Source organism: Vibrio sp. V43_P6S15P86 (assembly GCF_009904725.1).
In the GTDB taxonomy this organism is placed as follows: domain Bacteria; phylum Pseudomonadota; class Gammaproteobacteria; order Enterobacterales; family Vibrionaceae; genus Vibrio; species Vibrio diabolicus.
On sequence record NZ_WXWT01000196.1, the window covers coordinates 1 to 24,046 of the forward strand.

A 24,046-nucleotide genomic window follows, 5' to 3' on the forward strand; every position below is an offset into this window, starting at 1 on the left:
GTATCACCATTGCGTAAACGCTTGTAGTGGTTATATACCGCAACTGCGAGCACTTTTTTCGCGTAATCTTGCCCGATCACATAGTCATCAAGGTGTTCACGGATCTGTTTTGGCGTTGGTAACGCTTCAGATTCTTTCTTAGGGAGAACATCCTTGATTTCTTCGCGAATAATATCGTTACATAAGTCGACACACTCGTCGCAAATGTACACTGACGGACCTGCGATTAGCTTGCGAACTTCGTGCTGACTTTTGCCGCAGAAAGAACAGTACAGCAATTTACCGCTGCCACTTTCTTTGCCTTTATCTGTCATTCGCTAACCTCTTAGCCTTTACTCTTCATGAATGAGTGTATATCAATTTTTGCCAAAATGCGCTGGCTAATTACTCGCCGCGGTGGCTTAACACTGCATCCACGATACCGTATTCCACAGCCTGCTCTGATGACATGAAGTTATCACGATCAGTATCGCGCTCAATGACTTCAAGAGGTTGGCCAGTATGTTCTGCTAACAACTTGTTTAGCTTCTGCTTAATGGTCAGGATTTCCTGAGCATGGATTTGGATATCAGAAGCTTGACCCTGGAAACCACCCAATGGTTGGTGGATCATTACACGAGAGTTAGGCAGTACGTAACGCTTACCTGGCGCACCACCCGCTAACAGGAAGGCACCCATTGAACATGCTTGACCCATACATACAGTGCTCACATTTGGCTTAATAAACTGCATGGTATCGTAGATAGACATACCAGCTGTTACGCTGCCGCCTGGCGAGTTGATGTATAGGAAAATATCTTTATCTGGATTTTCAGATTCTAGGAAAAGTAGCTGAGCCACGACAAGGTTTGCCATGTGGTCTTCCACTTGACCCGTTAAAAAAATCACGCGCTCTTTCAGCAGACGTGAGTAGATGTCGTAAGAGCGTTCGCCTCGGGAAGTTTGTTCAACCACCATTGGTACTAGCGCGTCCATAATTGGCGACATTGCATTTTTTTCTTGGTAGCTCATATTCTTATGTCCCTAAAATAAATGGCCCGGATGATGACTATCATACGGACCATTGTTAGCAGAATAGTTAACGTTAAGTCAACCTTCTACGCAAGATATTGCTTATTAAGCAGCAGGTTGTTGTTGGTTAAGTAGCTCGTTGAAGCCTACTTCTTTCTCAGAAACCTGTGCTTTAGCGATGATCGCGTCGATTGCTTGCTCTTCTAGAGCTACATTGCGCATGTTGTTCATCATTTCTTCGTTTTGCTCGTAGTAAGCAATAACTTCTGATGGATCTTCGTATGCAGTAGCCATTTCTTCAATTAGAGCTTTAACTTTCTCGTCGTCCGCTTTTAGCTCTTCAGACTTGATTACTTCACCTAGTAGAAGACCAACTACTACGCGACGTTTAGCTTGCTCTTCGAACAGCTCACGTGGAAGCTGAGCAGCAGCTTCTGGGTTACCACCGAAGCGTTGTGCAGCTTGTTGACGTAGAACTTGGATTTCTTGCTCGATAAGCGCTGATGGTACGTTGATGTCGTTTTGCTCAACTAGACCGTCAATCGCTTGCTCTTTGATGCGGTTCTTAACAGCTTGCTTAAGCTCGCGTTCCATGTTTTTACGAACTTCAGCTTTAAGTGCTTCAACACCGCCTTCAACAACACCGAACTTAGCAACGAACTCGTCATTTAGTTCTGGTAGTTCACGAGCTTCAACTTTGTTCACTTTGATTGCGAACTTAGCTGCTTTACCTTTTAGGTTTTCAGCGTGGTAATCTTCTGGGAAAGTCACGTCGATGTCGAATTCCATACCTGCAGTTTTACCTGCGATACCGTCTTCGAAACCAGGAATCATGCGACCAGCGCCCATTTCTAGTGGGAAGTTCTCAGCTTTACCGCCTTCGAATTCTTCACCGTCGATAGAACCAACGAAGTCAATGCTTACGCGTTTGCCATCTTCTGCTGCTTCTTCAACTTCAACCCAAGTAGCTTGTTGCTTACGTAGAGTATCGATCATCTCTTCTACGTCTGCGTCTTTAACTTCAGTTAGCGGTTTTTCAACAGTGATGTTTTCTAGGCCTTTAAGCTCAACTTCTGGGTAAACTTCAAAAGTTGCAGTGAAAACTAGGTCTGAACCTTCTTTGTTTTCTACAGGAGCGAAAGTTGGAGCGCCAGCTGGGTTGATTTTCTCTTTAACGATAGCTTCGATGAAGTGGCGTTGCATAACTTCACCAAGAACGTCTTGACGTACTGCTTTGCCGTACATCTTAGCAACCATTTTTAGAGGCACTTTACCCTTACGGAAACCATCGAAACGACGGTTTTTAGCGATGTTGCGTAGTTCAGCTGTTACAGCGTCTTCGATGTTTGCAGCTGGAACAGTAATGTTTAGACGGCGCTCTAGGCCCTCTAGCGTTTCAACAGTAACTTGCATTATATATAAACCTCTAAAGTGGCTCGGTTTTCCGAGCGTATGAGCGAAACTCAGCGGAGCTTACGCTTCATCCTTGTGTAGTGTTCTGTCCGAACACCTAATTTAAATCGAGTATCGATACTGTTTGTCAGTACCGGACTAATCAGTGATATCTTCGATAAAATTACCAAAGGTATCTCCTATTAGCCTCAGGACAGAATTTTTAGACGCGACATTCTAGCGATCTGTCGCAACCCTGTCGAGCCAATAGCCACTATGTGGACATTGTCTGCGCTAAATTCTCGAATGCTGACCCATTTTTTCTTCAAAAATGCGATTCAAACACCGTCTAAGTATCGTCAGCATATCTAGAATGGGGACAATAGCGACTTTTTCAAGAGAATCGACCGGTTTTTTTATCGAAAAGCCTAAAAAGAGATCTTGCTCTTGTTTTACTCCACAGAGTTGAAAACTAAATCCCTAATCCTCCCTACAAACTATTAACATTTTCTTACGTGACCAAAGGAAAGGTTTAAGGAGTGTAAGGATGTCGCAAAAAAACCGGATTCTGCTGACTTTTTTTGCCTTCTATTTCCTTTGCGCAATCATAGGTGGTCATTGGGTTTGGCAGACCAGTTATCAATCTCTAGTTGATAAACACCAATCACAGCTGGAGCAGTTTTCTGGCCATATAAAAAATAAACTCGATAAGTACGCCCATATCCCAAATCTTCTAGCTAAAGATGATCCTCTTTATCAAGCGCTTCTGCACCCCAACAACAGTGCGCAACTGGAAATCACTAATCGGTATTTAGAATCCGTTAATGGCGTGATTGAAGCAGCGGATACGTACTTAATCGATCAATGGGGTACAACGATCGCGGCCAGCAACTGGCGTAAAGAGCGCTCCTTTATCGGTCGAAATTTTGCATTTCGACCTTATTTCAAACAAGCCATTGTAGGTAAACGAAGCCAATACTACGCACTGGGCTCAACATCTGGTAAACGTGGCTACTACTATTCTTATCCCATCGTATACGCTGGCGGCGTCCTTGGTGTGGTCGTGGTTAAGATGGACTTGAGTAAAATAGAAGACAACTGGCAGCAGCCAAATAGTGTGTTTGTCGCGAGCGATCCGCACGGGATTGTTTTCATGAGTAGCCGAAGTGATTGGCTACTCAAAAGCTTACAACCACTGACTGAGAATGAAAGAAAACAAGTTTGGGCAAGCCGACAATACCTTGATGAGCCAATTGAAACTCTAGGACTGGTGGGCAATGTGGAGGAAACGCATTCTGAGCTAAAACAAGGTTACCCATATAACAAAGGGACCTTGGTGGTCTCTTCGTTGCCCCTACCAGAGCTCAAGCTGACCATCCGTGTACTATCTCCTAAGCAATCTATCGTCTGGCTCACAATGGGTTACATTTTTGTACTTACTCTTGCATTCACCGTGTTGTTTTTAATTGGCCAGCTCATCTATCACCGTCAACAACGCCACTTACAACTTGAGAGAATTCAGCAAGAGGCCAATCAAAAACTTGAATATCAAGTCATGGCTCGCACCGCAGAATTGCAAGCAGAAATCGCCCAGAGAATAGAAACCGAACAAACACTTCGCCTAACGCAAGACGAACTCGTTCAAGCTGCGAAACTAGCAGTATTGGGGCAAATGTCAGCCAGTATCAGTCATGAACTGAATAATCCACTTGCGGCCATTCGCAGCTTTGCTGAAAACGGCAAGCTGTTCCTCCAAAAAGAAAAATATGAGCGAGTGGAAGATAATCTAACTCGCATCTCAGCCCTCACTGATCGTATGGCAAACATCAGTCAGCAGCTTCGTTCTTTCGCTAAAAAAACCAGTGGAAACGAGCTGGTTCAATCTCGTTTGTTTCCAGTGATTTCCTCAGTCAAAGAGCTGATGAAACCCGCACTTAAATCTGCACGTGTCACGCTAGAAACGCAGGTACCAGAGCAAGATGTTGAAGTTCAGATCAATATCATTCAACTTGAACAAGTGTTGGTTAATTTACTGACCAATGCGATAGAGTCTCTCAAAGAGCAACAAGACAAACAAGTACAGTTATCCATAGAGCAAGACGAACATGCCGGTTTGGTTTGGATTCATGTAGATGACAATGGTGCAGGACTTGGAGATTTCTCACTTTCGGACTTATGTGAGCCTTTCCTAACTACCAAACAAAATGGCTTAGGTTTAGGACTCTCTATCTCGCAACAAATCTTAGCCAGTATGAACGGAAGATTATGTGCCCAAAATCGAGAACAAGGCGGAGCTCGATTTTCATTGTGTTTACCTATCACTCCTAACAACACAGAACAATCAAAAGGATGAGATCATGTGTCAGGTGTTTTTTATTGATGATGAAGCCGATCTTAGACTGGCAATAGAACAAACGTTTGAATTGGCAGATATCAATGCCACATTCTTTCCAGACGCTGAATCTGCCTTACTCGCCATTAAGCAGGGAGCCGAGCCAGGCGTGGTGATTACCGATATTTGCTTACCCGGTATTTCAGGGATGGATTTACTGAATACCCTTGTGCGCAAAGACATCCATCTTCCCGTGATTATGATTACTGGTCATGGCGATATCTCAATGGCGGTTAATGCGTTACACCAAGGAGCGTATGATTTTATCGAAAAGCCATTCCCACCTGAGCACCTAGTTGAAACCGTCAAGCGCGCCATTGAGAAGCGCCAATTAACGGTTGAAAACGAGAAGTTACGCCTGTCTCTCAAGGCAAGTAAAACGCTCGGACCTCGTGTTATCGGAGAAACATCTAGCATTCAAATGTTACGCGAAACCATTGCTCACATCGCCGATACTGATGCAGATATCTTATTGTTTGGCGAGACTGGTACAGGTAAAGAGTTAATCGCCCGCTCTTTGCATGAACAAAGCTCTCGACGGAACCAAAACTTTGTCGCAGTAAATTGTGGTGCAGTACCAGAGAATTTGATTGAGAGCGAACTCTACGGGCATGAAAAAGGCGCATTTACTGGCGCAGAAAGCCGCCGTATCGGTAAGTTTGAATTTGCTCAAGGTGGTACACTTTTCTTGGATGAAATCGAGTCAATGCCTATCCAAGCCCAAATCCGCTTACTGAGAGTACTGCAAGAGCGTGTGATTGAGCGTGTCGGCTCGAATGAACTCTTGCCCTTAGATATTCGAGTAATTGCCGCAACCAAAGTCGATTTGAAACGCGCTGCTGAAGAGGGAACCTTTCGCCAAGATCTTTACTATCGACTGAATGTGGTTACCTTAGATCTCCCGCCACTGCGTGAACGGAAAGAAGACATCCCTGCCCTCTTCCATCATTTCCTATTGGTAGCGGCTTCACGTTACGGTAAAAGCTCTCCTAGCTTGTCATCCCACGACCTCGCCCAACTGATGAACCATGACTGGCCAGGCAATGTTCGCGAGCTAAGAAATGCAGCAGAGCGTTTCGTGCTATTGGGTAAATTAATTCAGTTAGGAGAATCGACTCCGGTTGCCAAGCCTTCTTCAAGTCTTGCAGAACAAGTAGCAGAGTTCGAGAGAGCAGCCATTGAAGGCGCATTACTGGAAAATAACGGCAGCATTAAACAGACAATGGCACAATTGAATGTGCCTCGAAAAACTCTGTATGACAAAATGCAACGCTATCAAATAGATAAAGAGCTCTATAAATAAAACGATTCTCAAGGATTGGTATTATATCCAACTTGAATCATAATTTTTAATAATTGATTCATCATGGTTGTTACGGATATGAACGAGAAAGTGAGAATACCGATCATTACAGATACCGTGATGGTAGACGGGCAATATCAAGAAGAGAGACGTTCAGGCGAGGAGCGGCGCAAGAATAAAAAGAAGTGGCGAAGCTACGAACGGCGAGTCCACCCAGACCCTCGTAGGCCTAGCTACAAACCCATAGACGAAGAGGTGTGAATCATCACACCTCTTTTGTTTTTCTTCAAATATCTGGTGCCATTATTTAGTTATGATTTCTGGCCCCATCAAGGTGGTTGGTAACCAAGTCGACACCCATGGCACGTACGTTACAATAATGAGGAATAGGAACATCACCGCCACCCATGGCAGTGCGGCTTTTACTACATTCATCATCGACATTTTGGCGACACCTGCAGTAACAAATAAGTTAAGCCCAACAGGTGGTGTTATCATACCTATCTCCATATTCACCACCATCATAATACCTAAGTGAATTGGGTCGATCCCCAGTGCTATCGCAATCGGGAACACCAGTGGTGCAACAATGATCAATAAGCCTGATGGTTCCATAAACTGACCACCAATCAACAGCAATACGTTCACCACAATCAAGAAGGTGATTGGTCCTAGACCAGCTGACATCATCGACTCTGTGATCATTTGCGGGATGCGTTCTTCCGTTAGAACATGCTTCAAAATTAACGCATTGGCAATAATGAAAAGCAGCATGATGGTGAGTTTACCCGCTTCATACAGCGTGTGTTTGGTGTCTTTATGAACGAAGGTTTGGAAGATTTTAACGAGCGCAGGTTTAGTGTTTTTCTTGTCTGCAAATGGCCCCATGTCTTTGTATACAAAGTTGGCAATAAAGAACGAGTACACAGCAGCAACTGCAGCGGCTTCTGTTGGGGTGAAAATACCGCCATAAATACCACCGAGAATGATCACCACCAGCAACAAGCCCCAGCTTGCATCCTTAGCTGCATCAAACGTCTCTTTCCAACCGACAAATGGTTGTTTTGGCAGGTTCTTAATACGGGCAGCAATATAGATCGCTATCATCAGCATGACGCCAGCCAACAAACCCGGTATCACACCACCGAGGAACATACGTCCAACTGATACATCAGTCGCGGCAGCGTAAACTACCATAACGATAGACGGCGGAATCAAAATCCCTAGCGTACCTGCGTTACAAATTACGCCGGCCGCAAACTCTTTTGAGTAACCGTTTTTGATCATACCTGCGATAACGATGCTACCTATGGCAACAACCGTTGCTGGAGATGAACCTGACAGCGCGGCAAACATCATACACGCGACAACCGAAGCCATCGCTAAACCACCACGGAACCAGCCTACAATCGCAATCGCGAAACGAATGATCCGTTTCGCTACACCACCTGTCGACATAAAGCTTGAAGCTAAAATGAAGAATGGAATTGCTAATAGAGTGTAGTGTCCAGCAAATGCATTAAACAACGTTTGAGCAACAGACGCCAAAGACGCATCCGAATGAATCAAAAGGAAAAGAATACTGGAAAGACCAAGAGAAACTGCGATTGGCACGCCGACGAGCATGAAGCCAATCACCATCAAAAATAGAAATAAGATATCCATGGCTTATTGCTCCTTGCTCTTAGAATTGTCTGAGGCCTTTGGAGCCATAAGATCACCGGCATCACTCATCTCTTCTTGAAGCGCCTCTAGCTCTTCTTCCGCTTCATGTCCTGCAATCAGTCGGTCGAGCTTTCCGGTAGCAATTTGCCATGTTGCCTGAGCAAATCTCAGCGTTAGCAACGCCATACCAAGCGGCAAAGCGAAATAAGGAATAAAACGTGGCAGCTTTTCGTAACGCTCTCCCTCGTTTAACCAATCCGCCATAAACTGAAGCATTTCCGGCATTGGAATATCATCCGTTTCATACCACGCTCGGTCTGTGGCGAACGGATACCAGTAGTTCCAAGAGCCAATTAAAAGCAAAATAGAGAAGGCTAAACAGCATATTGCAGCAAATAACGCCAAGGCTTTTCGTTTGCCCTCTGGCACTATGTTGATGATCACATCAACACCAATATGAAAGTGTTTTTTCACACCGTAAGAAGCGCCGACCAACACCATCCATGCGAACATAAAGACGGTGAGCTCAAGCGCCCAAAGAATATTGTCGTTAAAGACATAACGAAAGATGACATTGGCAAAGGTTAACAAGGTCATGGCACCTAGGAAGAAAGCAATCAAAGTCTCTTCAATGGCATCGGTGATTCGTCCAGCCTTGGCAAAAAAAGTCTGTTCCATAATTACATCACGTCGTCTGTAGGGGAAAAGAGCCCCCTCTAATCGAGAGGGCTAAGCGTGCTAGGCGTTATTATTTTTGGTTAGAAGCCAAAGCGGCTTCGATTAGGTCAGAACCAATGTCTTTTTCAAACTTCTTCCATACTGGCTGAAGTGCAGTGACCCATTCTTGGCGCTGTTCTGGCGTTAACGTGCGAACCACACCACCAGCTTCGATGATGTTGTTTTTGTTCGCAAGGTTCACTTTGGTCGACTCAGCATTACGCTGCGCTGTCACCTCTTGGATGATTGTGTTTAGCTGCTCGCGCTGATCGTCTGGTAAGTTTTTCCAGAAGTCGTTTGACGTCACTACTAGGTAATCCAGAATCCCGTGGTTCGTTTCCGTAATGCCATCTTGAACTTCGAAGAACTTTTTGCCGTAGATGTTTGACCAAGTATTTTCTTGACCATCAATAACCTTAGTTTGCAGGCCACCGTACACTTCTTTGAATGACATTTTTTGCGGGTTTGCGCCTAGCTGTTCAAACTGAGCAACGAGAACGTCAGAAGCTTGAACACGGAACTTAAGCCCTTCAGCATCGGCTGGAGAAATGAGCGGCTTGTTGGCTGACATTTGCTTCATGCCATTATGCCAAAACGCAATACCTTGTAGACCACGTCGTTTCATTGAGTTTTTCAGCTTTTCACCGGCTTCAGAGTTTTGGAAGCGGTCAACAGCGTCGACATCGTCGAATAAGAAAGGCAGATCGAAAAGGCGGTACTTTTTGGTGAATTTCTCAAACTTAGAAAGAGAAGGGGCAGCGAGTTGAACATCACCATTTAGTAGTGCTTCCAACACCTTATCATCATCGTAAAGCGTTGAGTTCGGAAACACCTGCATACAGACTTTACCGTTCATCTCTTCGTTAACGCGTTTTTCAAGTAACGAAGCCGCAATACCTTTTGGGTGTTTGTCCGCGTTCGTTACATGGCTGAACTTGATGACCGTTTCACCTGGGTCACAATTCGCGGCAGCGTTAAAGCTCGTTACAGCAAGCGCAGAGACAGATAGTAGAGTTAGAGGCTTAAACATTATTATTCTCCTTGTTGAATCACATCCCATCCCGTCCATGAATAACTAGGTATTAGGCGATGGGTACGGATGTTCAACAAAGAGCAATTAATGGACCATGTTAAAATTCATATGCATTTCAATAAATTAACAAAGCCCATTAACATGAACACAGAGTATAACGAGTGAATTCCACCCAAGAAAAAGATTCAAATGGGTGGGAAATGACCCATTTATGAAGAACAGCTTATCTCCATTTTCTTCCCCCATTCCGGTGGCAATTTCGCGTAATCATCAAACTCGGGTTGCTCATCAAATGGGCGCTTTAACAGTTCGGCCAATCGGTGTAATTCACTAAAGTCCCCTTCTTCCGCTTTATCAATGGCCAACTGAGCCAAGTAGTTACGCAAGATGTATTTGGGATTGGCTTGACGCATCTGTTCGCAACGCTGTTCGGCTGAAATCAGCTCCCCTAGTTCATCAACCTCTAGCTCACATCGAGCTAAGTACAGATCAAGCCAAGCTCGCGCAGCTTCTCGGTCGAGAAACAAGTCGATTACGGCTTGAGAAGAATCAGTATCAAGATTTGAAAGCGTTCTAAAGAAGCGAGTGTAATCCGTGTTATTTTGGTGAAGGAGCTCAAACATTGCTTCAAATAAACGTCCATCTTCCGCGATCTTGGTTTTTAAACCTAACTTCTCACGCATTAGGCGGCTGAACTGCTGACTCAACCGGACTTCAAATTGACTCAACGATGCTTCTAAATCTTCTCGCTCAACGAGTGGCGATAGCGCATGCGCGAGTGCTGATAGGTTCCAAAGCGCAATTCTTGGCTGTTGGTCAAATGCATAACGGCCTTGGTAGTCGGAATGATTACAAATATATCCCGGCTCATAATCATCAAGAAAACCAAACGGGCCGTAATCAAACGTTTGACCAAGGATCGACATGTTATCGGTGTTCATTACCCCATGAGCAAACCCATACGCTTGCCAATAAGCAATCATGTCCGCTGTTTTCTGAACAATTTCACCAAACATTGCGGCGTATGGCTTCTCTGCCGATGCACAATCAGCAAAATGCCACTCGATCACTTTGTCCGCTAGCAACTTTTGCTCTGCCAATTGATTGGTATAGAAAAAATGCTCGAAATGGCCAAAACGCACGTGGGTCTCCGCCATACGAATCAACATTGCGCCGAATTCTGTTTTCTCGCGATAAACCGGCGTGTCACTGACCATCATGCCAAGAGCACGAGTCGTCGGGATCCCAAGCCCTGCCATGGCTTCACTACATAGATACTCACGAATGGTTGAGCGCAACACCGCCCTGCCGTCCCCCATTCGCGAGTAGGGGGTTAGCCCCGCGCCTTTAAGGTGAATATCAAACCAAGTGCCATCTTGATGCTCAATTTCCGCCAACAGCAATCCACGTCCATCGCCCAAGTCTGGGTTGTAAACGCCAAACTGATGTCCTGCGTATTTCATCGCCAGAGGGCGAAACGGTTCGAATTCGCTTTGCCCAGAAAAAACCGCCAATAGCTCATCGCTTTGCTCTGCTGGTAAACCAAACTGCTGCGCAAACTCACCATTCCAAGCGACCCAACGAGTGTTATCCAAGGGTTGCGGCTCGACCAAAGTATAGAAAGCTGACGGTAATTGACTAAAGCGATGGGTGAAACTGACCCGTTGCCAAATGGACATGTGGGGTTCCTTAATAAAAAGAAGTACTGCTGTCAGTATACGTGTGAACGTCACTGTCATTCAGCCATGAAATGGGCATGGGTATTTTGCGTGAATAACGCGAAGGTGCTAGGAAGGTATTAACCCGCTGCATACCACCTCACAAACGAAAGTGGTATGTAAAAGCGATCAAATGATTAAGCGGAAAACTCTTCACCCGTTTTTGGTGGCTCTGATGGTGTATCAAAACGAGCGCGTTCAATATCCACGACCGTTTTATAGCTCAGCGACAATAAAGCCAACTGGTACGCACCGAAAATACCATAGGCAACACCCACAAGGCTTAGCATGAAGAGGTTAGTAAAGTGACTAAAGATAAGCTGACTGAGCAATCCCGCGCCCAATGGAATTAAGCCCATCAAAATGAATACTTGTTTGTTGTATGGTCTGCTTTGCTTCCACGAACGACGCAAGCTGCGGGGCAGATGATCCATTGCGGTCGCAGGCAATACAAATGACCAGCGCGCCATCACCCAATAGCCCGGAATGCTTGCAACCGTTGTGATAAACGCCATGGTGACAAAATCAGGTTCACCACTTTCTGCAATATAGAAAAACGACAACACAAAGATTGGGATACCAATGACGAGCATCATCATCAACCCAAATAATATCCACCAGCCAATGAAACGGAATTCTCTGGCTGACAAGCGAAATACATCCAACGCTGAGCGCATGTAATCGCCAACCAAATAAATTCGGTGTACACGCACAGCCGCCATCGCGGCAACAAGTGGGTATAAAATGATTGTGACAAAATAAAATCCCGCGATGTTTCCTTCTTGAGCGTTCGCTTGATCTTGCCCCGTCATTTCAGGATACATAAACACAAAAATTGAGTGCACGATGATCAATGGAATACAAGCAATGACAATTGCGAGTAGGTTCCTTCTGACCATCACTGCTGCTTCTCGGCATATTGCCGAAACAGAAAAGTCCTCGGTTGACATACAACATCCTTAATTTATAAAAATCTGCCCATAGGGTAACCGCTGAATAGAAAAATCGCTTTAAAAATAATGAGAAACACATCTCATAAGATAATGAGAGGTACTAGGAAGCAAAACGTACAAAAATAAGCCACTCAATGTGAGTGGCTTATAACGTAATTCGATATCGTTTTAGACGCGGCGTCGCCAGCCCAATGCAACAAGTAACATCAGAGCCCAATAAGAAACACTGCCACTACCTTCAGAGTTCTTGAATGTCGTTGTTTTCAAGGAAGCGACAACCGTCACGGTCACTTCACCTATTGCGGTAGCACCGTTGCCATCTGAAACCGTATATTGCAGCTTGATGTTATCAACCGCACTATCCGGAGCTTGAAAACGAATTTTACCATTTCCTACACTCGCACTTCCCAGGCCCGTTAGGTTCTGTACGCTTTCTACAACCAGTTTATCGCCGTTCTCATCCGAATCATTGCCAGCAGCATCAATCACAATGCTTTCACCAACGGCAACGGTCGCCGTATCTGCTAACGTGACTGGCGCTGCGTTTTGCATGGCTAAATTGACGGTAGCACTGGAGGTTTCATTGCTTGGATCAGTAACGGTTAGACGGAATGTCAGAACCTCACCCGCTTTTATACCTTGAGGCACTGTAAAGCTTGCCGTAGCACTGGTCGAATTTCCGATAGAAACTGAAGTACCAGCCAATTGCTCCCATCGGTAGTTCAACACATCGCCATCCGCATCTGTGCTGTTTGCCGCCGACAATGTTACTTTCTGTCCAGCAGTAATCTTTTGGCTATCCACATCGATGAGCGCTTTTGGTGCTTCGTTACTACCAAGTACTTCGACCTGCACGCTCACAACCGAAGACGAATACACGCCATCCGTAGACAGCAAACGATATTGGAAGCTGTCCAAACCAACAAAGTTAGCTTCAGGTTGGTATTGGTTGCCAGAAATGGTGCCGTGCTCAGGCTTCTGCACAATGTCCACATTGAACTGATATCCTATGGCCATGAAATCATTGTCCATCAGGTTCAGATCGATTGGCGTATTCTTATCGGTTTGCAGTGAATCAGCTTTCGCTTCAACAATGTTGTTCGCCTCCACATTCAAGAGTGCTGCGAACGGAACATAAGAGAATCCGGCTTGCTCTAAACCAAACGTACCTATCTCGTTGTAATTACCAGTCCACATTACAGGCAGGGATGATTTTTCAGTTTTTAGTAAGCGGCCAAAGTCAAAGTTCGATTCAAATTCACCGCCTTCTAATTCCACTACTAACAGGTGCTGACCCGCACTTAATTGGCTTGGTTGAGGGAATAAAATTCGGGATGGCTTTTGGAAGCTACCTTGCTGTAAAAGTTCAGCATTGTTCTGATCCAATATTAATCGGTAGCCCACGTTACCTGAGAATGGGAATCGCCATACTCGATAAGTCATGTCACTTTGAGCGCTATTGCTTTGCGCGTAAAGTTGAAGACCATCAAGCTTTGTCTCAGCATTCAAATCCAATGATACCGCCAGGGTGTTACTGCCACTTGCGTACACATAACCTTGGTGAAGAGAGTTCAACCATGCCGATTTATTTGGCTCGTTTATATGCTCAAGAGAAAAACTGCCGCCGTTGGTATTGCTGGCAATGTTGGAAATACGAACCCCAGTATCAAACCCGGCGATCGCTCTCAGACCCGGGGTCGATGTATCTGAAATGACATTGCCACCATTAGGATACAAATCGCCGGCATCACTGCTTCCATCATGTTCTAACTCATTCAGACCATCGGCCTGCATGATTTGAACCTGCATCGCGCCAACATCGTTAAAGCGATTCTGGACATTAACCGACGTCGCTAGTATGCCTTCTGCCGCCAATGCTCGGTCGTAACCGCTAAAGGTACGGTTTTCCAAATAAACGCGTGGGCCAAACTCTTTCAAGTATGGGTCGAGATACACCAGTTTGACATCGTCGTTGTTCACGGAAATAGGCATCGGGCTTTCATGAGTGATCGTTGGTACTACGAAACCAGCGGCGTGTTTGCTCCACGCACTCATGTTCACTGGCGTGTCTCCTGCGTATGAGTCTCCCGGTTTCTGTGCCCATGAACCACCGCCCATCACGCCCCAAGAACCGATCGAGGCATCACTGTTCCTTGCGTACAAATCCGGCAAGCCAAGCATTAAGTGGCCAAGCTCATGTACGATTACGCCTAACGTCGCTTGATGATCAACTTGGTAGTCAGCAAACACACAATAATCGGCAATTTTTTTGCCATCTAGTGTCACATCGTCGTGAGAGAATTTATGAGGCCAAATAGAAGGACGATCAAGGAATCCGGTTGAACGGTCGCCACCAGCAAAAATAAACATCACTGACAACTCTGACGGTTCTACGGTACCATTTTGATTGCTGTCGTAAGCCGAAAGATTAAAGTACGGATCCAGTTTTTGATACGCTTCGGTGAAGACCGCATTCAACTTGGCAGTACAAGTCTTGTCAGTTGAGCTAGAGTGGCAATTTGGGTGGCTTTGCGCCACGGTCACATTGATCACACCATCATTCGCGGTACCATAACTCTCAATCGCAGGGACAACTTTGAATTTCCCTTGAGAGTTTTTATCAAAATAATCGACAACGCTTTGGCCATCGGTATTAAACACACGTTGTTCGAAGTCATGCACCATCGCTTGATCATCAAAGGAGACTTGCACAACCAACAGTGGTTGTTGCTTCACCGATGAGTTACTCATCGCCTGATAACCTTGCGCCGAACGCAATAGATTTTGGCGCGCCATCGGTTCAATGGTTTTTAGAGAAGATAACTGCGGCTTAACTTGTAGATCCGGGCGAAACTTCGCCGATTCAGGCGCATCACTCGATTGAGTTTTAGCAACACCCGTCGAGCGTAACGTTGGGATGTCTGACTCGCGCTGAATCTGTGCAAAAAACCAAATGCCATCTTCATGAACCAAGGCATTACCTTGTTTATCTTCAAACCAGTGGAAATCGGCAGTGCCGCGTAAAATTGCCTCACTAGAGGTACCATCGCTCAACGCAATAGTATGCCAAACTGGTGATGGCGGAGTAGTTGCCATGCTCTTACCTGCAAGAAGCGCAGTTAGCATAGTCAAGGCGAGTGTGTTGAATTTCAAAGTACGGCTCCATCTTTTCGATTCGTTTAATACCAAGCACAGCCAGTACACAGTAACCCATAAATATAGAATGAGGTTGAGTGGCTAACGACTAAGGCTGGTATCAATTCGCTCAGATAACACAATATTATTTAGCATCACGTTACAAAAGCGTCGGATGCCCAAATACTTTTGTAAGTGTGGCTTCCGAGGGTATAAATTGAGTGAATGAATAGTATCGAAACAAAAGGAAGAAGAAATAAACTTCTGCGACTTTGTAGATAAAATTGGGCAACGTCCCACATATTTTATAAATGTACGAGCACTGCTATTAATCAGTGCTCGTTATGGTCGGTGGGGTGCAGATAAACTCTACTTTACCCTGTAAGAACGGCGTCTTCTGGGTATTTGATTAAGGTAGGTTCAGGGCGGGCCAACATGTAGGCAAGCGTGAGTGGCCCGATACGACCAATGATCATTACCACGATCATAATGTACTTGCCAGGTTCAGAAAGCTCTGCCGTCAAACCAGCGGTAAGTCCTACCGTCGCAAATGCGGAAATGGTTTCAAACATGACCTTATCAAAGCTTGCCTTCTCTGTGAGCATCAATAAAAACATCGCGCTTGTCAGAATGGCGCCGCTCACAACGATAATGGCAAGTGACTTAGTCACGGTTTGCCAGTTTACGGTTCGTTTAAACATAACCACATGTTTCTTTTGGCGCAAAAAGGTCCACGTAGCCATGAACGCAACGGCAAATGTGGAAACCTTAATGCCGCCCCCCGTTGAGGTGGACCCAGCACCAATCAACATCAGAACAATCATGATCAATAAAGCTGGCTGGGTAAACTGCGCCAAGTCGACACTGTTGAACCCGGCCGTCCGAGCACTAGCGGATTGGAAGAATGCCGCCAACCATTGACCAGCCAAAGGTAACGATTCCATTGTATTTGGATTACTCCGCTCGAGTAACCAAAACATCACCGTCCCAACAAAGAGCAATATCGGTGTCGCGATAAGCATGATTTTGGTATGAAGATGCAAAAAGTGGAAACCTTTACGCCAGTTCAGCCAGATGTCTCCGACAACAGTAAAACCAAGCCCACCAAAAATGAATAACCCGGCCAGGGTAAAGATAACCAGCGGGTCATTCACAAAGCTCATCATACTGTCTGAAAACAGAGCAAACCCTGCGTTGTTAAACGCAGAAATCGCATGAAATAACGCGTAAAACATGCCAGTTTGCCAGCCCATTTCAGGAACCCAACGAACGGAAAGGAAAATAAACCCAATAGATTCTGCGACAAGCGCAAAAATCACAATCCGCTTCACCAGTCGGTTTAAGTTGACCTGTCGAGCTTGCCCTAGCGCTTCTTTCGCTAACGCTTGCTGGCGTAAGCTTAAACGCACACCAAACATATAGAGTAAAACCGCCGACAACGTCATCTGCCCCAATCCACCGATTTGCATTAAAAACATCAGCAAGATCTTCCCGGCTAACGTAAAGTGCTGCCCGGTATCGACAACACCAAGCCCTGTCACACTGATGGCGGATGTTGCGGTAAACAAAGCGTCCGTTATCGAAAGACCCGTAACAGAAAAAACCGGCAAGGTTAACAGCACAGCAGAAGGCAGCAACACACCGAGAAAACTCAGCAATATAATCCGCGGCTCGTTACCCTTGGCTTTTTCTCGTTTACCATCTGGCGCGTAAAAAACGCCTTTTTGATGAAACTGCGTCATAGTGATTTTAATTTATTTGCCAGCGCATCTTGCGGGCCAACCACAATAATGAGATCGCCAATTTCCAGCTTGGTATTAAGGTCTGGCGCCTTGGTAATTTCTGGGCCCCGTTTAAACCCGAGTACTTGCACACCGTCGACTTTGCACAGTGCTAGGTCACTTAATGTCTTACTCATCCAACGAGATCCAATCACAAACTCCGTCATGGCTAAGCCACTACCTAAAGGGTGGAACTCAAGAACCCGTTTATCGAGCATTTTACGCGCGACACGTATCCCCATGTCACGTTCAGGCATGATAATGTGGTCCGCACCAATCTTTTGCAGGACACGCGCTTGAAATCGATCGTTGGCTTTAACCCATACTGACTTCGCTCCCGCTTCTTTGGCGATCAGTGTGGCGAGAATACTAGCGTTAACGTCCGCTCCGATAGCAATCATCACCATGTCGTAATCATCAAGCTTAAGCTCAGCAACCGTCTCTTCGTGAGTACAATTAGCCACAATTGCCTGACTAACAAAACTGGCAGCTTCTTTAACTCTGTCTTCGTTGATATCAACCGCTAAAACTTGAGCTCCTGAATCTTGTAGCTCTTTACACACTGCCAAACCAAATCGGCCAAGACCAATAACGGCGAATTGCTTATCACCTGTTTTCATTTATGCCTCATCTTATGCATTCACTAGCAAGCAAAAAAGTCTGCGCCCATTCCTAACCTTGTGCAAACCTGAGGACAGAGAATTGACAAAAGCTTTACGAAAGCTGACTCACTTTGAGTGTTAAGCGTATGACATAAATTAACTTTTTTCCTCATTACGGCATAAAAGCCAACACTGTCAACCCATGAGTGAATCTCCCTAAAACGCAAAAAGCCGCAACAATGCGGCTTTTGGATCGTAGAGATAAAACAGGCTATTTTGATTCGCGCTTATCGTGCGGTTTACGCTTGTTCTTAGGTACGTAATTTAAAATAGAAATCGGCACTGGCTTTCTTGGTGCAAAGCCGTCAATTTCCACTCGCTCTAGCAAGTGCCCTAAACGGCTCTCGATCATACAAAGGTTTTTAAAGTCATCTTTTGAGACTAATGAGATCGCTTCACCTTGTGCGCCAGCACGACCAGTACGACCAATACGGTGTACATATTCATCTGCTGGATACGGTAAGTCGTAGTTAATAACAACGGGCAAGTTATCGATATCAATACCGCGTGCTGCAACACCAGTTGCGACTAGGTACTGGATTTCACCGGCTTTGAACTTTTCTATTAATTCTTGGCGAACACGCTGATTACGGCCACTGTGAAACGCTTCAGCCACAATGCCGCGCTTTTCAAGTTGGCTAACAAGCTTGGCAGCACCGTGTTTGGTTTCAATAAATACCAGTACTTGTGACCAGTCGTTTTCTTTGAGCATGTGACTTAACAGCGACGACTTCATGTCCTTATCGACGGTGGTGATCCACTGCTTGATGTTCGACTTAGATGCACTGTGTTTTGCAATCGTGATCTCTTCAGGATCAATAATCGCGTTTTTCGCCAAATCACGAACAGGGTTAGATAGCGTTGCCGAGAACAGCAGACTTTGAACATGTTCTGGCATGCAATCAACGATCTTATCGATCGCATCGATGAATCCCATGTCCAACATTTTGTCCGCTTCATCAAGCACTAGCATTTCCACTTCATCAAAGTGAATAGCGCGTTGACCATACAGGTCAATCAAACGTCCCGGCGTACTTACCACAATATCGACACCCTCGATCAAAGCTTGTTTTTGTGGCGCATAATCCACACCACCAAACATCGCCATTGAGCGCAGCGGTAAGTTTTTACCATAAGCTTCAATGCTTTGATGAACCTGAAGCGCAAGTTCGCGTGTGGGCGTAAGAATAATAGCGCGAGCACGTTTTTTACGTTGCGTTTCGCCTTGACTAAGCTTTTCTAAGATTGGTAGAACAAAACTGGCCGTTTTACCTGTCCCCGTTTGTGCTGCGGCAATTAAGTTGCTACCACGCAGTACGATAGGAATGGCTTTTTGCTGGATAGAGGTCGGTTTTTCATAACCTAGCGCTTTTACTGCATCAGTAATCGATGCGCTTAAACCAAGCTTAGAAAATGGCATAGAAACGTCTCAACAGAGGAAATGGGCGCGTAGTGTATCAGAATCCCAGTGAAGTAACAGAAGGATTCATGCGCGTAGAGCCCGATAATAGAGCGCTGCATGATTTACTCGCAACATCACATTTCTTGCACGTGAATCTAGTTATGCTGCTAACGTGTACATTACTGGGAAACGTTATGGACGTATTACTGCTGGTTGGATTAATCGCACTCAATGGCGCGTTTGCTATGTCAGAGATCGCTCTAGTCGCAGCCAAAAGCGGAAGGCTAAAATTAATTGCAGAACACAACGCCTCTGCCGCTTTAGCGCTCGAACTTAAAAACAATCCGACTCAGTTTCTTTCCACGATCCAAATAGGCATTACCGTGATCGGGCTATTAAGTGGTATTTTTGGTGAAGCAACGCTTTCAGTACCATTCGAAAATTGGTTAGTAACCCAAGGGCTAGAAAGAGAGATAGCCACGGTACTTTCAACGATGAGCGTCGTGCTCATGATCACCTACTTCGCGATTGTGGTGGGAGAACTCGTTCCCAAGCGCTTTGCACAAAACAACGCAGAAACCATCGCTATTATCGTAGCTTATCCGATCCACTGGCTCGCCAAGCTCACCACTCCTTTTGTCTTCTTATTGACGTTTTCAACCGATACTTTTCTCCGATTATTGCGCCAAAACGACAGCAACGGTGAGATTGTTACCGAGGAGGATATTTTTGCTATTGTTAGCGAAGGCTCTGAGTCCGGTGCGATTGAACCACAAGAGCAATTGATGATTCGCAACTTACTCCACCTGAACGATCGTTTAGCATTATCGTTAATGACACCACGGTGCGATATCCATTACCTAGATGCCAACCAACCTATTGATGTCATCCTTACTGACCTTCGCCAAACCCAACACTCCGTATGGCCAGTCTGTAAGGGTAGTTTGGACAATATTATTGGCACCATTTCATCCAAAGTCCTGCTCGATGAATATGACGAATTGTCTATCAGTAAACTGGCTAAACAGCTCAAGCGCCCACGTTTTGTACCCGAGTCCATGAAAGGGTTACCTCTCCTTAACTACATGCAACAAACCAGTGCGGAAATGGTCTTTATTGTCGATGAGTATGGTGATGTACAAGGCCTAGTAACCCTATACGACTTGTTAAAGTCGATTGCTGGAGAACTGGGCATGGCGCCACAGCAAGTGTGGGCCAAGCAACAAAAAGATGGCAGTTGGTTGATGGACGCATTGATCCCGCTCAATGAGCTCAAGAATAAACTCGAACTGAGCAGCATAGAAGGCGAAGAGCGAGAAGGCTTTCAAACATTAAATGGGCTTTTGACATGGCTTTATGGTCGAGTCCCAAATGTTGGGGAGCACATTCACTACCAAGGTTGGCGATTTGACATACTCCTCGTTAAAAAACATCGCATTATGCAAGTCAGAGTCACCAAAGACACCGATACACCAACTAACAATAGCGAAGTGGAATAAAACACGGTCCTATCCCATCAAATTGGGCTGTAAACCTTTTTCTAGTTTTTTCCTCACTTTATAGGAAACATCATTAAGCGTGATTTTTCCTGTATTGTGACGATCGATACCCGCATTTTGTCGGTATGCAATCGAGCCTTGCTTGAACAAAACGAAAGAAGACGGTTTGCCAATCGCAGCAGGATAGAGAATTGCCATATACGCATCTTCCAGACTATTGATTTTATGGCGATATGGCCAGTAATAGGCTTTTACATAGTCAAGTTGCTCGACCGCGCTCATCCTCGCAAGAGTTTTCGTACTCACTCCTAATGACTCAGCGGTAGAGGGCATAAATTGAATTAACCCTGTCGCCCCACTTCCTGAACCATTTTTGATGCTTGGACTGAAGGTTTCAGCGGTTTCAAATGCCATGCAGGCCATCAGATGATTCGGGTTGATCTCCAGCTCTTCACTAATACGAATGACTTTGCATTTGAACTCTGGAGAAACTTTGCCTCCCCACGCCACCGCGTTCTCGGGATCAACAACCGAAGAGACCGTTGACGCGTCGTGTTCTTTGACAATTCGAGAAAGTAAAGGAAGTGTTTGGCGCAGTCGATGGTTCGAACTCACCAAGCGATTTGATTTGGCAAGAAACTTATCTTTTTTTTGGTGCAGTTTTTGGAACTTTACTAATTTATACAGTTGCTTATAAACCGTTTTCACAACGAAGCCGGATTTAGGGAACACTCCCAAAATGTAATCCATTTCCTACACGTTTAATATAAATATCAGCAAAAATGAGTATGTATGTGATCGTAATCACTATATATTTTCTCAAATTCGATACACCTCGAAACAAGTGGTCAAGATGTCTCCAGTAAGCTCGAAGTACAAATAAAAAGGTATTGTCGAGAATAAAAAAGGTCTTACCAATTTCTCGGTAAGACCTAGGTTTACGCATCCTCAGCTAAGAGAATTTATACTCTTACAGTTCCGCTTCTCGAACCAGCTCAGCGAGCGTCGACAAACGTTGTTCGCTTTGTTTTACGTAAGGGTTGTTTGTATCCCAAGCGTATCCAGCCAAAATCGCGCTAATCATCTGCTTAATACGTGGATTCGGGTTTTGATAGAAGATCACATCTTGCAATGTGCCGCTGTACCACCCCTCCACATAAGTGCGGAATGTGTTCACCCCCACCATCAAGCGTTCCGAATACTCTTCTTGCCAATCAACCACTTCACCATTTAATTGACGAACCACGCAATCGGCCGCAAATTCCGCCGACTTCATGGCAATGGTGACACCAGATGAAAACACAGGATCAAGAAACTCGCCGGCATTACCAAGCAGTGCGTAGTTTTCTGTCGCTAAGCGTTTGACGTTCGCTGAATAGCCACCCAACTCTCCTGTTGGATTTGGGTACTTCGCGTTTCGCAACAAAGAAGCCAACCCCGGCTCTTCATTCGCCAACTGCTGCAAAGCTGCAAGCTTATCCTCTGGGTATCGCTCAAAAAACTCAGGCTCACCCACCACACCAAACGAACACGTACCATTCGAGAATGGAATTAGCCAGTACCACACATCGTGATTTTCAGGATGCACGGAAATCAGAATTTTATTGCGATCGTACTCTGGCTCTTGTGGAGAGATACGATCTTCAATATGAGTAAATATCGCTTTTCTTGGAGGAAGACAAGAAGGCTCTTCAAGATCCAACAAGCGTGGCAAAACACGGCCAAAACCACTCGCATCCAAAACAAAATCTGCTTCGATTTGATAGGTCTGTTTATCCAGCCCAACAACTTCTAAGCGCGATTTTTTGCCTTCAAACGCCAAGCTAACTAGCTCATGTTGATAACGAATATCGACGCCCTGCTCTGCGGCACTGTCGGCGAGCACTTTATCAAAACTGGCACGTTGCACCTGAAACGTCGTACCCGGCCCTGGGGTATATTTGTCCGTAAAATCGAACTGGGTGTAAACACCATTGCGACGAAATGCAGCGCCATCTTTATATTGGAAGCCAAACTGCTTTACCGCATTGGTCATTCCTGCTTGCTCGACAACTTCCATACATGCAGGAAGCAGGCTTTCTCCGATAGAGAAACGTGGAAAGGTGGCTTTTTCTATGACAACGACATCTATGCCACGCGATTTTAATAACGCAGAAACGGTGGAGCCAGATGGGCCCGCTCCTACGACGACAACTTGCTTGAGCTCTGTTTTCATTCTGAATTTAGTTTGCTTGTAGTTTTAATAAGGTGTGACCAAGGCCAATGTTGTCGGTTCTTTCGACGACAGATAAACCTGCCGCTTCAACAATTTCTAAGAAATCATCACTGCGATAAAAACGACTATTGCCGTTGGCTAAACAGGTAAAGTAGAGAGAGGTTGCATTAAGACTATAAGAAGCGCCCGCGTATTTTTGGGCATCCCAAAATAGCTCCAATACGTAAATAGTATCTCCCTTCATTAACTGGGCTTTGACTTTTTTAAGGATATTTAGGATCTCAATTGGGGAAAAGCAATCCAAGAACTGGCTCATCCACCATACGTCAGCATGCTCAGGCAATGTTTGTGCTTTATCAAGCATGTTGGCAGGGTATGGACGTACACGCTCGGCGAACTGGTTTTCTGAGACATTTGACATCGCCACTTCTAATTGCTGCGGCAAATCGACAATGGTAACTTCAACATCAGGATCATGCTTACAACACTGAATAGCCCATTTCCCGGTATTTCCGCCAATATCCACGAGGTGCTTTGGCTTGCTTGCAAACACTTCTTTAAGCAGTAATGGAAACGAGCGATCCGAATAGAAGTGATCGAACTTAAACCAACTCTGTTTGGCTTGGTCTGGCAGCGTCGACAGACCTTGATAAATCGTCTCCCAATTGCCCAACTCTTTCAAACCAGAAGGCTTACCTTCTTGAATCGCTTCCGTCAGATGCATCATCGCGGCGTAACAGACATCAGCCGTAAAGTCCATGTTTGCGTTCGTCATACCATCGTGAAGAAGGTAAAAACCAAGGTTCGCAAGCGAATAGTTAGGTCTTTCCCATAAAACAATATGTGCGCTAATCGCCATATCCAACAATACTTTGACACCATATTCTGACACGCCCGTTTTCTCGGCAATGTCCGTGGCACTCATGCCTTGTGAACCGGCGCTGTCTAGCGCGGCTAAAATACCTAAATCTCGGAGCGTTCTGGCGGTCTGGAACACGATTGGTGCAAAAGATAACTTCTGAGCTTCTGTTTTTGCTTCAAAAGCATTAAAAGGGTCATTATTTTGATTTAACACGGAAAAACCTAACTGCAATTAATATTTTTATTGTTTAGACTGAGAGCCTAACAATGCAATAGCTCGTTGAATATCAACATTCAAGTTGTTTAT

19 protein-coding genes and 1 pseudogene are annotated in these 24,046 nt (G+C 45.2%); 4 read left to right on the plus strand and 16 right to left on the minus strand.

Translation table 11 applies throughout. From position 1 onward, the window contains the following. The 4 genes and pseudogenes from CAG69_RS08455 to CAG69_RS22505 all read right to left on the minus strand — a co-directional run. Window positions 1-314: ClpX C4-type zinc finger protein (locus CAG69_RS08455; RefSeq protein ID WP_272925886.1), on the minus strand; the 314-nt coding region annotated here is incomplete at its 3' end. A gap of 70 nt (window positions 315-384) precedes the next feature. Further along, window positions 385-1,011: an ATP-dependent Clp endopeptidase proteolytic subunit ClpP gene (gene clpP / locus CAG69_RS08460; RefSeq protein ID WP_005382347.1), complete on the minus strand. Its 627-nt coding sequence runs from the start codon at window positions 1,009-1,011 to the stop codon at window positions 385-387. Between the two features lie 105 nt (window positions 1,012-1,116). Next, window positions 1,117-2,424 (minus strand): trigger factor, encoded by a 1,308-nt coding sequence (gene tig / locus CAG69_RS08465; RefSeq protein WP_005390526.1) that lies wholly within the window; start codon window positions 2,422-2,424, stop codon window positions 1,117-1,119. A 273-nt stretch (window positions 2,425-2,697) separates the two neighbouring features. Then, window positions 2,698-2,910, minus strand: a pseudogene (locus CAG69_RS22505) (hypothetical protein). Window positions 2,911-2,950: 40 nt separating this feature from the next. Between CAG69_RS22505 and CAG69_RS08470 the strand changes: the two are divergent. The 3 genes from CAG69_RS08470 (at window position 2,951) to CAG69_RS22510 (ending at window position 6,359) form a co-directional block, all read left to right on the plus strand. Next, window positions 2,951-4,756, plus strand: coding sequence for a sensor histidine kinase (locus CAG69_RS08470; protein ID WP_161443697.1), 1,806 nt, complete (start codon window positions 2,951-2,953; stop codon window positions 4,754-4,756). Between the two features lie 4 nt (window positions 4,757-4,760). Beyond that, window positions 4,761-6,098 carry a sigma-54-dependent transcriptional regulator gene (locus CAG69_RS08475; RefSeq protein WP_161443699.1) on the plus strand — a complete coding sequence of 446 codons (1,338 nt, stop codon included), beginning with the start codon at window positions 4,761-4,763 and terminating at the stop codon, window positions 6,096-6,098. A 78-nt stretch (window positions 6,099-6,176) separates the two neighbouring features. Then, complete coding sequence (locus tag CAG69_RS22510; RefSeq protein ID WP_041853050.1) at window positions 6,177-6,359, plus strand: hypothetical protein; 183 nt, start codon at window positions 6,177-6,179, stop codon at window positions 6,357-6,359. A gap of 42 nt (window positions 6,360-6,401) precedes the next feature. On the opposite strand, the gene CAG69_RS08480 is transcribed toward CAG69_RS22510, so the two are convergent. From CAG69_RS08480 to CAG69_RS08520, 9 genes are all read right to left on the minus strand, one after another. Further along, window positions 6,402-7,763, minus strand: a complete 1,362-nt coding sequence (locus tag CAG69_RS08480; protein WP_047009484.1) for a TRAP transporter large permease — start codon at window positions 7,761-7,763, stop codon at window positions 6,402-6,404. A gap of 3 nt (window positions 7,764-7,766) precedes the next feature. Next, window positions 7,767-8,441, minus strand: coding sequence for a TRAP transporter small permease (locus CAG69_RS08485; protein WP_005390505.1), 675 nt, complete (start codon window positions 8,439-8,441; stop codon window positions 7,767-7,769). A 70-nt stretch (window positions 8,442-8,511) separates the two neighbouring features. Then, window positions 8,512-9,510 carry a TRAP transporter substrate-binding protein gene (locus tag CAG69_RS08490; protein WP_005390503.1) on the minus strand — a complete coding sequence of 333 codons (999 nt, stop codon included), beginning with the start codon at window positions 9,508-9,510 and terminating at the stop codon, window positions 8,512-8,514. Between the two features lie 212 nt (window positions 9,511-9,722). After that, on the minus strand, window positions 9,723-11,192 hold the full coding sequence (locus tag CAG69_RS08495) for a protein adenylyltransferase SelO (protein WP_161443701.1): 1,470 nt from the start codon (window positions 11,190-11,192) through the stop codon (window positions 9,723-9,725). A gap of 176 nt (window positions 11,193-11,368) precedes the next feature. Next, on the minus strand, window positions 11,369-12,181 hold the full coding sequence (locus tag CAG69_RS08500) for a sugar transporter (protein ID WP_161443703.1): 813 nt from the start codon (window positions 12,179-12,181) through the stop codon (window positions 11,369-11,371). Between the two features lie 171 nt (window positions 12,182-12,352). Beyond that, the gene (locus tag CAG69_RS08505; protein ID WP_161443705.1) at window positions 12,353-15,337 is read right to left on the minus strand and encodes a M6 family metalloprotease domain-containing protein; all 2,985 of its coding nucleotides are present in this window, start codon (window positions 15,335-15,337) and stop codon (window positions 12,353-12,355) included. 356 nt (window positions 15,338-15,693) lie between these two features. After that, window positions 15,694-17,061 carry a TrkH family potassium uptake protein gene (locus CAG69_RS08510; RefSeq protein WP_124008646.1) on the minus strand — a complete coding sequence of 456 codons (1,368 nt, stop codon included), beginning with the start codon at window positions 17,059-17,061 and terminating at the stop codon, window positions 15,694-15,696. After that, window positions 17,058-17,720, minus strand: coding sequence for a potassium channel family protein (locus CAG69_RS08515; RefSeq protein ID WP_124008645.1), 663 nt, complete (start codon window positions 17,718-17,720; stop codon window positions 17,058-17,060). The genes CAG69_RS08510 and CAG69_RS08515 overlap by 4 nt, the downstream gene beginning before the upstream one ends. 253 nt (window positions 17,721-17,973) lie before the next feature. After that, entirely contained in the window at window positions 17,974-19,182 is a 1,209-nt protein-coding gene (locus tag CAG69_RS08520; protein WP_046874220.1) for a DEAD/DEAH box helicase, read from the minus strand. A 176-nt stretch (window positions 19,183-19,358) separates the two neighbouring features. Between CAG69_RS08520 and CAG69_RS08525 the strand changes: the two genes are divergently transcribed. Continuing rightward, complete coding sequence (locus CAG69_RS08525; protein WP_012842026.1) at window positions 19,359-20,663, plus strand: hemolysin family protein; 1,305 nt, start codon at window positions 19,359-19,361, stop codon at window positions 20,661-20,663. A gap of 9 nt (window positions 20,664-20,672) precedes the next feature. Here the strand turns inward: CAG69_RS08525 and CAG69_RS08530 are convergent, their stop codons facing one another. The 3 genes from CAG69_RS08530 to CAG69_RS08540 form a co-directional block, all read right to left on the minus strand. Beyond that, on the minus strand, window positions 20,673-21,413 hold the full coding sequence (locus CAG69_RS08530) for a transglycosylase SLT domain-containing protein (protein WP_161443707.1): 741 nt from the start codon (window positions 21,411-21,413) through the stop codon (window positions 20,673-20,675). Window positions 21,414-21,633: 220 nt separating this feature from the next. Next, window positions 21,634-22,878, minus strand: a complete 1,245-nt coding sequence (locus CAG69_RS08535) for an NAD(P)/FAD-dependent oxidoreductase (RefSeq protein ID WP_145474315.1) — start codon at window positions 22,876-22,878, stop codon at window positions 21,634-21,636. Window positions 22,879-22,885: 7 nt separating this feature from the next. After that, complete coding sequence (locus tag CAG69_RS08540; RefSeq protein ID WP_161443709.1) at window positions 22,886-23,953, minus strand: methyltransferase; 1,068 nt, start codon at window positions 23,951-23,953, stop codon at window positions 22,886-22,888. Window positions 23,954-24,046: the final 93 nt, after the last annotated feature.